The organism is Pseudomonas sp. 43NM1 (genome assembly GCF_002836905.1).
Lineage (GTDB): Bacteria > Pseudomonadota > Gammaproteobacteria > Pseudomonadales > Pseudomonadaceae > Aquipseudomonas > Aquipseudomonas prosekii.
The window spans coordinates 1-12,302 of sequence record NZ_MKGS01000030.1; the positions used below are offsets into that span (position 1 = coordinate 1).

The window sequence follows — 12,302 nt, forward strand, 5'->3', positions numbered from 1 at the left end:
CAGCCGAACGCAGGCTGCGCCAGCTGCTACAAGGGGCGGGGTGGATTTGGAAACGGGCGCGTGGGTGGGTTAGGAAAACGCCAGCAGGTTGGCGCCGAGGAAGAGCTGGTCGATCCAGAACACCTGGTGCGCCAATACGATCAGCCAGAACACCAGTTGAAATGAAACTTTGCGCGTCTTGTGCCGGAACATTTGCTGGGCGAGCAATGCGCCCGGCCAGCCGCCGGCCAGTTCCACCGCGTGGAGGACATTCTCCGGGGTGCGCCAGGTGTCGGCGCGCGCCTTGCGTTTGTCGCTCCAGTACAGAAAAAACGCTACCACGCTGACCACGCCATACGCGGCCAGCGGGATCACCGAAGCGGCGCGCAGCCACAAGGCCAGCGAGCCGTAAAGCGGCAGTGCGCAGAGGATGGCGAACACCAGCAGCTTCAAGCGCGGACGCTGAACTGCGCCGCCGGACTTGCGTGCTGATTCACGCCGCGCACCTGCTTCACTCATGGCGTTGCAGCAGCCCAATCGACCCAGCCGAACTGCCACGTCGCGAGAATCACCAGACCAAACGCAATCCGGTACCAGGCAAACGCCGCGTAGCTGTGGTTGGCGATGAACTTGAGCAAGGCCTTGACCGCAATCATTGCGAAGATAAACGCGGTGACGAAGCCGAGCGCGAACACCGGAAGATCCGACGGCACGAACAGGTGCCGGTATTTGAACCCGGAATACACCGCCGCCGCGACCATGGTCGGCATCGCCAGGAAGAACGAGAACTCGGTCGCGGTTTTGCGCGACAGACCAAACAGCAGGCCACCAATGATCGTCGAGCCGGAACGCGAAGTCCCCGGGATCATCGCCAGACATTGCGCGAAACCGACTTTCAACGCGTCCTGCCAGGTAATCTCGTCGACGGTTTCGGCGTGCACTTCATGCTCACGCTTCTCGGCCCACAACATCACAATCCCGCCCACCACCAACGCCGCCGCCACGGTAATCGGGTTAAACAGGTATTCGTGGATCAAATCGGAGAACAGCACGCCCAACACCACGGCGGGCATGAAGGCGATCAGCAGATTGGCGGTGAAACGCCGCGCACTTGGCTCGCTCTTCAGACCGGTGACAACGTCGAGGATTTTCCGGCGAAATTCCCAGACCACCGCCAGAATCGCGCCTAACTGAATAATGATGTTGAAAGCGATGGCGCGCTCGCCACCGAAGTTGAGCAAGTCCGCGACGATAATCTGGTGTCCGGTACTGGAAATGGGCAAAAACTCCGTCAGCCCCTCTACAACTCCAAGAATCAGTGCCTGAAAGGCCGTCCAAAGATCCATCAATCCCCCAAGAAGCGATGCGCCAGGCATGCCCCGTTAATATTTTTTAAGCGTTCACTGCGATGAGCGTCATTGCGCGCGCACAGAATCCACACGAAACGGTAAAAATTCCGTGAAAAATCAACTTGAATTCAGGTTTTCTCGTGCGAGGCCGAAATCCTATCAGAGATGCCCGATTAACGCCGCTGCGTAATTGGACTTGTGTCGCATGGATAGCGCCGCCGATGCTGGCGATCATTGATGACAAGAATAAGAAATTGGAGTGACAGCGTTATGAACAGCTTGCGCAGTGTGTCGATCAGCCGACGCTTGTGGCTCATTTTGATTGTGGCCATCGTGATGTTACTGACCTTGGGCGCGTTGATGCTCAAGCAGATTCACGCCGACCTTTACCACGCCAAGGCGCAGAAAACCCAGCACGTGGTGCAGACCGCCAGTGGCATTCTGAATTACTACCACGACCTCGAAACGGCCGGCACGCTCACCCGCGACGCCGCGCAGAAACAGGCGCTGACGGTGGTGCGCGGCTTGCGTTATGACCAGAACGACTACTTCTGGATCAACGATCTGGTGCCGGTGATGGTCATGCACCCGGCCAATCCGAAACTTGAAGGGCAGAATCTCTCGGCAATCCGCGACCCGGATGGCTTCGCGGTATTCAACGAGATGGTCGCCATCGCCAAGTCCAAGGGCGCCGGCATGGTCGATTATCGCTGGCCGAAACCAGGCGCCAGTGCGCCGGTGGAAAAAACCTCCTACGTCAAACTCTTCGAGCCGTGGGGCTGGGTGATCGGTTCGGGCGTGTACATTGACGACATGCAAGCCGAGTTCTACGGTCAGGTCTGGAAAGCCTCGTTCATCGGTCTGGCGATTGCGCTGATCATGGCGTTGCTGGTGATCATGATTGCCCGCAGCATCGTCCGTCCGTTGCAGGAAACCGTGAACGCGATGGCCAACATTGCCAGCGGCGAAAGCGACCTGACCCGCAGCCTCGACACCCACGGCAAGGACGAAGTCACGCAACTGGCGCACCACTTCAACGCCTTCACCGCCAAGCTGCGGCTGGTGGTCAGCCAGTTGCAGGTATCGGCGAGTGCCCTGGGCCAATCCTCCAGCGACCTCGGCAACGACGCGGCGCAGGCGCAGCAGCGCAGTCAGCAACAGTCGCAGCAGATGGAACTGGTGGCCACGGCGATTAATGAAGTGACTTACGGCGTGCAGGATGTGGCGAAAAACGCCGAGCACGCCGCCAGCGAAATGCGTGACGCCGAGTCGCAGGCGCAGCAGGGCCAGGTCAATATCGATAGCAGTTTGCAGCAGATCGACAAGCTCTCCGGGACCATCGATCAAGCGGTCGAAGTGATTCGCACGCTGGCCGCCGAAAGCAACCAGATCGGCAGTGTGCTGGAGGTGATTCGCTCGATTGCCGAACAAACCAATTTGCTCGCACTCAACGCAGCGATTGAAGCGGCGCGCGCCGGTGAGCAAGGGCGTGGGTTTGCCGTGGTCGCCGATGAAGTGCGCTTGCTGGCGCAGCGCACGCAGAAGTCGACGGCGGAAATCCAGTCGATGATCGAACGCCTGCAAAATCATTCGGAAGCAGCGGTCAAGGTGATCGGCGACAGCAGCCGTGCCTCGCAATTGACCATCGAACAGGCTGGTCTGGCTGGTGCGAGTCTGAGCGCGATTGGCCAGGCGTTGCGCAATCTCAATGGGCTGAATGCATCGATTGCCAGCGCCACGCTGCAACAGGCGCATGTAGTGGAAGACATCAACCAGAACGTGACGCAAGCGGCCGGACTGTCGCACAGCACCGCGCTGGCGGCGGAGCAATCGAGCCTGGCGAGTGTGCACCTGAAAGAACTCAGCGAACAACTCAACGCCCTGCTCAACCAATTCCGCGTCTGACCTGTGGGAGTGAGCCTGCTCGCGATGGCGATTGATCATCCAGCAGTGATGTTGGCTGACAGACCGCCATCGCGAGCAGGCTCGCTCCTGCAGGGTTTGTGTGTGTCTGAAAGCGTCGGGCGAGCCCTGGCCAGACAATCTGGGTACAATCCGCTCCCTCTGCGACTTCCCCTCATAGGAACCACCATGTCCGGGCTTGAACTGTTTGCTGCCGTCCTCGGCGTGATTGCCGTTTGGTTGACGGTCAAACAGAACCCCTGGTGCTGGCCGATCGGGCTGGTGATGGTGCTGCTTTATAGCTGGGTGTTTTTCGAGGTCAAGCTGTATTCGGACATGCTGCTGCAGGTGGTCTACGCCGCGCTGCAACTCTACGGCTGGTGGCAATGGACCCGCGCCGGCGCCGCGCACAATGGCCGCCAAGTGACTCAACTGGATAACCGCTCGGTGGCGCTCGGGTTGGCGGTCGGCGCGGTCGGCAGCCTGTTGCTCGGCGCCGCGATGGCGCACTGGACCGACGCCGCGCAACCGTGGCTCGACGCGGCGCTGACCGGTTTCAGCCTCGTCGCGCAGATGTGGATGGCGCAGAAACGCCTGCAATGCTGGCCGATGTGGGTGGTCCTCGACACGATCTTCGTAGGCCTGTTCATCTATAAAGGCCTGTACCTGACCGCCGCGCTCTACGCCTTGTTCACCGTGATCGCCGTGCAAGGCTGGCGTGAATGGCGCGCCGATCCGGCGTTGCACGCATGAAAGTGCTGGTGCTCACCGGCCCCGAATCCAGCGGCAAGAGCTGGTTGGCTGCCGAACTGAAAGCACGCTTCGACGGTGTTCTGGTGGATGAATACGTGCGCCGCTTCATCGAAGAAAACCCGCGCGACACTTGCCTCGCCGACATTCCCGAGATCGCCCGTGGCCAGTTGCAATGGGAAGATCAGGCCCGCGCTGCGCAGCCACGTCTGTTGATTCTCGACACGCACTTGCTGAGCAACATCCTCTGGAGCCAGACCTTGTTCGGCAGCTGCCCGGCGTGGATCGAGGCGCAGTTGCTCAGCCGACATTACGATTTGCACTTGCTGCTGTCGCCGGAACAGGTCGACTGGACGGACGATGGTCAGCGCTGCCAACCGTCGCTGGACGAGCGCCGGGCATTCTTCGATGCGATCCACGGATGGCTCGAACAGCATCGACAACCGTTTCAAATCCTCCGCGGAAACTGGGCCGAGCGCCGCGATCTGGCCGTCGAAGCGGTGACTCGTCTGCTGGCATCCTGACCCGTGAACTGGGGCGTTTGCCCCATCTATTCCCCCTGTTCTGGGGGAAAAGTGTCCATTCCTGAAACACCCTCCTCTCGAAAAACCCCGAAACAAAGCCCTTCATCGTCCTGTCATCGCAGTTGTTAAACGCCTGAAACACCCCGCCGGTAAGCGTTGATCTAGAGCTTCTTGATCAATTCAGCGTGTTTCAGCGGCTGAACGCTGTCTCAGCGCTGAAACAGTGCGACTTGCTTCTCCGCTCCCGCCAAAGCTAACCCACTGAAATTGAACAACAATCCAAAAGCGGCACAGCTTTCGCTCTTTCCTCCACAACGCTGACCAGGGCCAGCCCACTAAAAGAAGGAATTGCGTCGTGGGGACATTCAATAAAGGTTTGACCGGCCTGCTGATCGGATGCGCTGCCAGCTCAGTGCTCAGTTTCAACGTTCAGGCAGAAGGCAATGGCGTCATTGTGCTGCAACGTGACGTTCAACCCATTGCCATCGGCCGCAATGGCGGCAAAGACCCCTACCCCACGACGGTGAACGCCAACCCTTCGGAACGCGTGGAGCAAACCATCGGCAGTGCCGAATTGAGCGACGGCGACTTTGCCAGCATCGCCAGCGGTTCTTCGATCAGCAACAACATCATTTCCCAGAACGGTTCCGGCGTCCCCGGGATGAACGCGGTGACCAACCCCAACGGTTTGCCCGGCATGAGCGCCGGCCACGGTGGCGGCAGCGGCGGCGCGATCTCGGGCACGATCAATCGCGCGATGACGTCCGGCCTCGCCCCGCTGACCCGCATGGCGGGAGGCCAGTGAGATGAATCGTTCGCTGATTTTCCTCGCCCTGCTCGCCAGTGCAAGTGCCATGGCCGATTCCAATGTACCGGTGGTCAACAACGCCAACATTCAGGATTCCGGCACTCAGTACAAAGGCAACTTCAACGTCAACCAGGCGGCCGGCGATCAACAGCAACAGACCAACACCCGCGCTATCGCCATCGGCAGCAACGCCTCGGCGACCACCACTGTGCGCCAAAGCCTCGACGCCGCCGCCAACCCGGCGATGAACGCGACGGCGACCATCGGCGGCAGTTCATTCAGCAATGGCAACGGTGTGCTCGGCGTCAACCAGAGCGCCGGGGCCAACAATCAGATGGCTAACGCCATGCGCGTGAGCATCAGTGCTAACCCGCAAAGCATCGACGACAGCGTCCTTTCGCAACAGAACGTGGCGTTGTTACCAGACTCAGGAGCAACTGGGGCCCCAACCGGCAGTCGCCAGGTCGTTACCAGCGACCAGGCCTTCACCGGCAGCCGAGGGGTAATCCAGGTGAACCAGAGCGCCGGGGTGGGGAACCGAATGGCTAACACCCTGAGCATCCGGGTCGCTGAATGACCCAAACCGCAGTGCGATTAGAAAGTACCAACACTTAACCAACTAATAAGCACGGAGAAACACCATGAAACCAACAACGGCTCTCAAACCACTGGTTTTCGCGCTCGCCGCAGTGATGGCAATCGCCGCTCAAGCAGGCGGTCGTGACAATGGTCACGGTAATGGGCACGGCAACGGGCATGGCAACAACCAGCCTCAAGGCCCAACCCTGGATCAAATCCTGTCCATCTCCGCCGGTGCCGGGGCCACCGTGCTGGATGCCCAGGACAACGACGGCAACTCCGTAACCAACCAGGGCACGCTGAATAACGCCGCTGCCGCCGACTCGCTCAATGGCTCCAACGGCAACATGGGTGCCAACGTGGCATCGGGTGACGGCAACCAACAAGACAACGCCGCGGCCCTGGCCACTGCTGACGAAAGCTTCATCTTCGGTTCGGCCGTTGCTGCTTCCAGCGCTACTCAGACCAACACCGGCAACACTGTTGCCAACTACTCCAACGTCAACCAGGCCGTGCTCTCCAATGCAGGCAACAACGGTTCCGGCAACATCGGGATCAACGTCACGGCCGGCAACTTCAACCAACAGAAAAACAACTTGGCAATCGCTGTTTCGGGTGGTCGTGTAGCCGCAGCCGCTGCTGCAGCCAACCAAAGCACCTCGGGCTTGACTGTTGATAACAACGCCGTGGAAAACACCCGCACCGATACCCTGTCCAGCACCTTTGCTGCGGCCGGTGGATTCGTCGCTTCGGGCACTGCAACTACCGAAGGCAACAACGGTAATGGCGGCGGCTGGGGCAACAACCGTGGCGGCCATAGTGGCGGCAACGGTGACTCCACTTCCGACTTCGTAGCGGTAGGCGTATTCGGTCTGGCCGGTGTAACCACTTCGCAAGTGCTGACTCCAGATGGCTGGAAAGACCCTGTAACCAACACTGCAATCATGCAGAACTCGATGAACAACTTCTCCGGCAACGGCGGAGCCAACGTGTCCTCGGGTGTTGGCAACCAACAAAGCAACTCGCTGTCCATCGCCGCAGGTTGCAGAGCCTGCCTGTAATCGCGATCGAACCGAAAGCCCCGGCAACGGGGCTTTTCCACAGTCCGCAAAGGCGTATCGATCATGCGTAGAACGGCCCTGTTCGCACTTATCTGCCTGTCTGGCCTGACCCAGGCCGCTCAGATGCCGATTGCCGCCCTGCCTGGAGGCAACCTCGTCTACAAGCAGGTGCAGAGTGTGCGTGAGCGCAAGTTCAGCGACATCGTCGAACAGAAAACCGACTTCAGTTGTGGCGCTGCCGCACTGGCAACGGTGTTACGCCAGGCTTATTGGCTGGACGTCGATGAGGAGCACATCATCAAAGGCATGTTGGTCAACGCTGACCAGAACCTTGTACGTACTCAAGGTTTTTCCATGCTGGACATGAAGCGCTACATAGAAAGCATCGGCATGCGCGCCCGTGGCTACAAGATCCCGCCGGAGAAACTCGACGCTGTAACGATCCCGGTGGTGGTACTGATGGAAGTTCGCGGCTACAAGCACTTCGTGGTGATGCAGCGTGCCGACAAGAAACACGTTTATATCGGCGACCCGGTGTTGGGTCACAAGCGCTACTCCCATGATGACTTTGTCAAAGGTTGGAACGGCATCGTCTTCGCCATCGTCGGCCCCGGTTACGACAAAGCCAATGCTTTGCGTGACCCACCCGCGCCGCTGACCGCGAAGAACAAGATGGATAACTTCAACCCGGTCAAAGATGCTGAACTGATGGATTTTGGTTTCATACAGAGCGACTTCTTTTAATCGCCAAATGATGATTTGGGGCAGGATGCTCCGGGAGCAGCAAATGAAAACCTCATACTGGCTGGCTGCCGCGTGCCTGGCGGCGAGCGCATCCGGCTACGCCAACGGTTTTAAACCCATCGAAATACAGGACCAGGAGCTTGCCGAGCTGCGTGGTCGGTATGTCATGCCGGGGCGAATTATCAGTTTCGGCATTGTCATGAACAGTACCTGGCGCAACGCCAGCGGGGACTTGATCGGCGCATCAACCGCCATGCAGATCCAGGCAGCCACGGTAAAACCCGAATTCTATGTATCAACCATTCAGGAAGTAGGCGCCGGCGCCAATCCCGGAGCCAACGCCGCCTCGGTGCCCGCCGTGGGCACCGGCAATGTGATCGGTGGCGCGGGCCTGGCCACCAGCCAGGGCATAACGCAAAGCGTACGCGCCGCCGGCGACAGCAACACCGCCTACAACGATGTGGCGATCAACGTCACCGAGGCCAGCGCGCCGCCGCCAATCGCCGCCCCGCAAGGTCAGGCGCTGGTGAGCGGGCAGACTATTTCCAGCAGCAATGCCGCTGGCAATGTGTCGGTCTCGGCGAACGCCAGTGGCGTGCAAATGGCGATTCAGGCCAGCGGCAATCAGGGCACCGCGCTGCAGCAAATTGCCCAGGGCGGCCTGTTGCAAAACACCCGGTTACTGGGCAGTAGCAACACGGTCAACAACATGACCCAACTCAACGTCGTACTTAACAATAATGGCGCGAGCCTGGGTGCTCTGGATTGCAATCTGACGCAACTCAAAGGACTACGCAGCCTAGGATATTGAACTACGCTGAGTCTCGATCATTGGGCTTAAAGGGACGGCTTATTTCATGTATCGATCAGTATCACTGCGTGCAGTTATTTGTTTGAGCACTCTTTTCCCGGCGGTCATGGTGCAGGCAGCGACCGACCCCGACATAGAGACCTTGAAACAGGAACTTCTGGAGCTGAAGCAACGATACGAAGTACAACAAAAAGCATTAGCGGTACTCGAACAAAGGGTTCGCCAGGTTGAAGATCAACCGGCGACACCACAGCCTAAACGCTTGGCCAAGTCCCCGGCCGACATGAAAGGCAATCAGCGCGTCGCCACCGGCACCGGCGCCGCTGCTGCATCCGGAGGCGCCGCTGGGGGCGGCGGCGCATCTTACGGGCAATCGCTGGCCGACGACTCACAACCGGCGCAGAGCGTGTCCAACTTGTATGACGAAGCCAGCGGCTTCTTCGGCGGCGGCAAATTCAGCTTTGAAACCGGGGTGACTTACGCCCGCTACGACACTCGCCAACTTATCCTTAACGGATTCCTGGCGCTGGATTCGATCTTCCTGGGCAACATTAACCTCGACCGCATCAAGGCTGACACCTGGACACTTGACCTCACTGGTCGCTACAACTTCAACAACCGTTGGCAGTTCGACATCAACGCGCCAGTGGTTTACCGCGAGTCGACTTACCAGTCCGGTGGCGCCAACGAAGGTGCCGCCGGGGTTACCAGCGAAGAGACGGTGACCAAGGATCCGACTCTGGGCGACGTCAACTTCGGGGTGGCCTACAAGTTCCTCGACGAATCGGTCAACACGCCGGACGCCGTGGTTACCTTGCGGGTCAAGGCACCGACCGGCAAAGAGCCATTCGGGATCAAGTTGCGCCAGGCGCAAAGCAATACCAACTTGTTTGTGCCTGACGACTTGCCGACCGGTAACGGCGTCTGGTCGATTACCCCGGGCATCTCGCTGGTTAAAACCTTCGACCCGGCAGTGCTGTTCGGCACCCTCTCCTATACGCACAACCTCGAGGAATCGTTCGACGACATCAGTTCCACAGTCAATCAGAAAACACCGGGCAAAGTGCGGATTGGTGACAGCTTCCAGATCGGCGCCGGCGTCGCGTTTGCCTTGAACGAGAAGATGAGTATGTCGTTTTCGGTGTCTGACCTGATCCAGAAGAAAAGCAAACTCAAGCAGGACGGCGGTGATTGGCAATCGGTGGTCTCCAGCGATGCCAACGCCGGTTACTTCAACGTCGGCATGACCATTGCGGCGACCGACAACTTGACGATCGTGCCTAACTTGTCGATCGGCATGACCGACGATGCGCCCGACTTTCAGTTCAGCCTGAAGTTTCCGTACTACTTCTAAGTGCACTAACGAAAAAGCCCCGCAGCGATGCGGGGCTTTTTGTTCAAGTTGAAAGAGTCAGCGAATCTGGTGTTTGTGCAACAACCGGTAGAACGTAGGCCGCGACACTCCCAGCACTCTTGCCGCAACACTCAAGTTGTCACTGTGACGGTTCAACACATCGCATAACGCCTGGCGCTCGGCGCGGGTTTTGTAGTCTTCCAGCGTCCCCATCGGCGCAGCGATACTTTGCTGGCTCATCAGCCCCAAGTCGCGGGCCTCGATCTGCCGTCCTTCAGCCAATACCAAACCACGCCGCACCCGGTTGGCCAACTCGCGCACGTTGCCGGGCCAGTCGTGTTTGCCCATGGCAATCAGCGCGTCTTCGCTGAAACTGCGCGGTCGGCGCCCGGTTTCATGGCTGTAGAAGTGCGAAAAGTGGTTGGCCAGCATCGACAGATCGCCGTGCCGTTCGCGCAACGGCGCGGTGACGACTTGCAGGACGTTGAGGCGGTAATACAGATCTTCGCGAAAGCGCTTCTTCTCGATCGCGGCTTCGAGGTCGACGTGGGTTGCCGCCAATACCCGCACATCCACCGGAATCGGCTGACTGCCGCCGACGCGCTCGATGTGTTTTTCCTGGAGAAAACGCAGCAGATTGGCTTGCAACTCCAGCGGCAAATCGCCGATTTCATCGAGGAACAATGTGCCGCCGTTGGCCGCTTCGATCCGCCCGACCTTGCGTTGATGGGCGCCGGTAAAGGCGCCTTTTTCGTGGCCAAACAGTTCGGATTGAATCAGGTGTTCGGGAATCGCGCCGCAATTGATCGCCACGAAGGGCCGGTTGTGGCGCTGGGATTGGCGGTGCAGCGTGCGCGCGACCAGTTCTTTGCCGGTGCCGCTTTCGCCGCGGATCAGCACTGGCGATTCGGTCGGCGCCAATTTGCTCAGCAACTTGCGCAGCTCGCGAATCGGTTTGCTGTCACCGAGCAATTCATGTTCCGGCTGGTTGACGTGGATCGTGCCCTGCCCGCGCAAACGCGCCATGCCGAACGCGCGCCCGAGGGTGACCTGCACCCGCGAGACGTCGAACGGTAACGTGTGAAAATCGAAAAACCACTCGCAGACAAAGTCCCCGACGTTCTGCAAACGCAGGACTTCCTGATTAAGTACGGCGATCCATTCGGTGCCGCTACGACTGATCAGTTCCTTGACGGCGTCGGGACGGTCCAGATGATAAGGCTGCAATCGCAAGAGGCCGACATCGCAACTTCGCGCGGCGGCGTTTTCCAGCGTACAGCTATCGACATCCCACCCAACGGAGCGCAAACCGGGTAAAAGACGATGGCAATCGTCACAAGGATCAACCACTAATAGACGTCTTAAGGCAGGCGCTTCGATCATGACTGTTCCTTGGCGCCAAATTAAAGGAAATATTATTAAAAACAGTCGTTTGGCGGACCTGGCTGTAACATTAGCAAGAAATTGACAGGGCCTTAAATCGTTTGACTATAGGAGTGTTAACTAATTAGTTATAAGACGGGGGTTTGTTAGTTACCTAACGACTTAAGCCCTTTCACCAAGCTTTCAGTCTGCTCGGCAAGTAGCCCTTAACATTGCGTATATGAAAGAAAGTTGAATTTTCTTTGCTTTGAGTGTGACCCAACCCCCCGGTGCGTGCATCAGTACAAGTAACCAGCCGAACGGTAAGCCCAACCGACGGCGGATCACTTGATTGGGCATAGAGAGAGAAGATCCCATGACCGCCCCGCTCCGTATCAACGAAGCTCTTTTGATTGCCGACCGCGCGTTCAAGCCATTTCAATGCGTGGCCTGGGCGCCACAAGAAGGCAACGGCGAACTCAGCCTGAGCATCATCGACCGCACTAATACGCGCATCAGCCACGCGCAGATTCCAAGCAGCGCTTATTCCGACCCAGTGCAACTTGAACACTTGCTGGAACAGACGCGCGCCGCGCTGAGCGAAGATGGCTATACCCTGCAATCGTGGTCCATGCCGCACTGATTAAACGTGCAAAGATCGCAGCCTTGTGCAGCAACTGCCAAGGCTGCGATCGGTTATTACTTGGCACGCTTTTCACTGGTTCAAAAAGACACTGTTCTGGCACATAACGACCCTCCGTTGGTTAGTTATCACCGTTGTGTGTTTGGCTGTTCAGGGATTGAATGTTTCGCACGCGAAAGTTGCCTTCCCGGCGCCCGGGTAGAGGGAACTGAAAGGAGATGCGTGCATGCTCACCCAAACTGCTATTGCCCGCCCCGCCGTCGTTAATGAAGCCGGACACCTCGATCACAGTTTCGCCGCCAACGGCAAAGCGCAGGTGTATTTCGCCGGCAGTTTGTCGAGCATGGCCAACGGCGTCGCCATCGATGCGCGTGGCCGGTTACTGGTCGCGGCCAAAGACGGCACCAGTGGCGGCAGTCGGTTTGGCCTGGCGCGA

At 58.6% G+C, this 12,302-nt stretch carries 12 protein-coding genes and 3 pseudogenes; 12 read left to right on the forward strand and 3 right to left on the reverse strand.

Features of this window, described 5'->3' with window-relative positions; translation table 11 throughout:
* Nucleotides 1-69: 69 nt before the first annotated feature.
* A complete protein-coding gene (locus BI292_RS05160; RefSeq protein ID WP_101207206.1) occupies nucleotides 70-498 on the reverse strand; it encodes a DUF1294 domain-containing protein in 429 nt (142 codons plus the stop codon).
* Nucleotides 495-1,325 (reverse strand): undecaprenyl-diphosphate phosphatase, encoded by an 831-nt coding sequence (locus tag BI292_RS05165; RefSeq protein ID WP_092280925.1) that lies wholly within the window; start codon nucleotides 1,323-1,325, stop codon nucleotides 495-497. Before BI292_RS05165 ends, BI292_RS05160 begins: the two co-directional genes overlap by 4 nt.
* Before the next feature lie 363 nt (nucleotides 1,326-1,688).
* On the opposite strand from BI292_RS05165, the pseudogene BI292_RS29430 reads away from it, so the two are divergent.
* The 10 genes and pseudogenes from BI292_RS29430 to BI292_RS05210 all read left to right on the forward strand — a co-directional run.
* Nucleotides 1,689-2,375: pseudogene (locus BI292_RS29430) on the forward strand (cache domain-containing protein); the annotation flags it as partial.
* Between the two features lie 270 nt (nucleotides 2,376-2,645).
* Nucleotides 2,646-3,233, forward strand: a pseudogene (locus BI292_RS29435) (methyl-accepting chemotaxis protein); the annotation flags it as partial.
* Between the two features lie 186 nt (nucleotides 3,234-3,419).
* Entirely contained in the window at nucleotides 3,420-3,983 is a 564-nt protein-coding gene (gene pnuC, locus BI292_RS05175; RefSeq protein ID WP_092280921.1) for a nicotinamide riboside transporter PnuC, read from the forward strand.
* On the forward strand, nucleotides 3,980-4,504 hold the full coding sequence (locus BI292_RS05180; protein WP_101207208.1) for an AAA family ATPase: 525 nt from the start codon (nucleotides 3,980-3,982) through the stop codon (nucleotides 4,502-4,504). Before pnuC ends, BI292_RS05180 begins: the two co-directional genes overlap by 4 nt.
* Before the next feature lie 355 nt (nucleotides 4,505-4,859).
* Nucleotides 4,860-5,309 (forward strand): hypothetical protein, encoded by a 450-nt coding sequence (locus BI292_RS05185; RefSeq protein WP_101207209.1) that lies wholly within the window; start codon nucleotides 4,860-4,862, stop codon nucleotides 5,307-5,309.
* Nucleotide 5,310: 1 nt separating this feature from the next.
* Complete coding sequence (locus BI292_RS05190; protein ID WP_101207210.1) at nucleotides 5,311-5,889, forward strand: adhesin; 579 nt, start codon at nucleotides 5,311-5,313, stop codon at nucleotides 5,887-5,889.
* Between the two features lie 64 nt (nucleotides 5,890-5,953).
* Nucleotides 5,954-6,952, forward strand: a complete 999-nt coding sequence (locus tag BI292_RS05195) for a heme utilization protein (RefSeq protein ID WP_101207211.1) — start codon at nucleotides 5,954-5,956, stop codon at nucleotides 6,950-6,952.
* Nucleotides 6,953-7,015: 63 nt separating this feature from the next.
* Nucleotides 7,016-7,696: a C39 family peptidase gene (locus BI292_RS05200; protein ID WP_092280911.1), complete on the forward strand. Its 681-nt coding sequence runs from the start codon at nucleotides 7,016-7,018 to the stop codon at nucleotides 7,694-7,696.
* A 43-nt stretch (nucleotides 7,697-7,739) separates the two neighbouring features.
* Nucleotides 7,740-8,507, forward strand: coding sequence for a hypothetical protein (locus tag BI292_RS05205; protein ID WP_101207212.1), 768 nt, complete (start codon nucleotides 7,740-7,742; stop codon nucleotides 8,505-8,507).
* Nucleotides 8,508-8,553: 46 nt separating this feature from the next.
* A complete protein-coding gene (locus BI292_RS05210; RefSeq protein ID WP_092280907.1) occupies nucleotides 8,554-9,861 on the forward strand; it encodes a transporter in 1,308 nt (435 codons plus the stop codon).
* A 57-nt stretch (nucleotides 9,862-9,918) separates the two neighbouring features.
* Here BI292_RS05210 and BI292_RS05215 read toward each other — a convergent pair whose 3' ends face one another.
* On the reverse strand, nucleotides 9,919-11,244 hold the full coding sequence (locus tag BI292_RS05215) for a sigma-54 dependent transcriptional regulator (RefSeq protein ID WP_092280905.1): 1,326 nt from the start codon (nucleotides 11,242-11,244) through the stop codon (nucleotides 9,919-9,921).
* Between the two features lie 355 nt (nucleotides 11,245-11,599).
* Here BI292_RS05215 and BI292_RS05220 point away from each other — a divergent pair, with 355 nt between their 5' ends.
* Entirely contained in the window at nucleotides 11,600-11,866 is a 267-nt protein-coding gene (locus BI292_RS05220) for a hypothetical protein (protein WP_092280903.1), read from the forward strand.
* Between the two features lie 226 nt (nucleotides 11,867-12,092).
* A pseudogene (locus tag BI292_RS05225) lies at nucleotides 12,093-12,302 on the forward strand (hypothetical protein); the annotation flags it as partial.

Bases quoted from the DNA above. Each gene is read 5' to 3' on its own strand.
- BI292_RS05160 (WP_101207206.1), bottom strand. From the start codon at position 498: ATGAGTGAAGCAGGTGCGCGGCGTGAATCAGCACGCAAGTCCGGCGGC.
- BI292_RS05165 (WP_092280925.1), bottom strand. From the start codon at position 1,325: ATGGATCTTTGGACGGCCTTTCAGGCACTGATTCTTGGAGTTGTAGAG.
- pnuC (WP_092280921.1), top strand. From the start codon at position 3,420: ATGTCCGGGCTTGAACTGTTTGCTGCCGTCCTCGGCGTGATTGCCGTT.
- BI292_RS05180 (WP_101207208.1), top strand. From the start codon at position 3,980: ATGAAAGTGCTGGTGCTCACCGGCCCCGAATCCAGCGGCAAGAGCTGG.
- BI292_RS05190 (WP_101207210.1), top strand. From the start codon at position 5,311: ATGAATCGTTCGCTGATTTTCCTCGCCCTGCTCGCCAGTGCAAGTGCC.
- BI292_RS05195 (WP_101207211.1), top strand. From the start codon at position 5,954: ATGAAACCAACAACGGCTCTCAAACCACTGGTTTTCGCGCTCGCCGCA.
- BI292_RS05200 (WP_092280911.1), top strand. From the start codon at position 7,016: ATGCGTAGAACGGCCCTGTTCGCACTTATCTGCCTGTCTGGCCTGACC.
- BI292_RS05205 (WP_101207212.1), top strand. From the start codon at position 7,740: ATGAAAACCTCATACTGGCTGGCTGCCGCGTGCCTGGCGGCGAGCGCA.
- BI292_RS05210 (WP_092280907.1), top strand. From the start codon at position 8,554: ATGTATCGATCAGTATCACTGCGTGCAGTTATTTGTTTGAGCACTCTT.
- BI292_RS05215 (WP_092280905.1), bottom strand. From the start codon at position 11,244: ATGATCGAAGCGCCTGCCTTAAGACGTCTATTAGTGGTTGATCCTTGT.
- BI292_RS05220 (WP_092280903.1), top strand. From the start codon at position 11,600: ATGACCGCCCCGCTCCGTATCAACGAAGCTCTTTTGATTGCCGACCGC.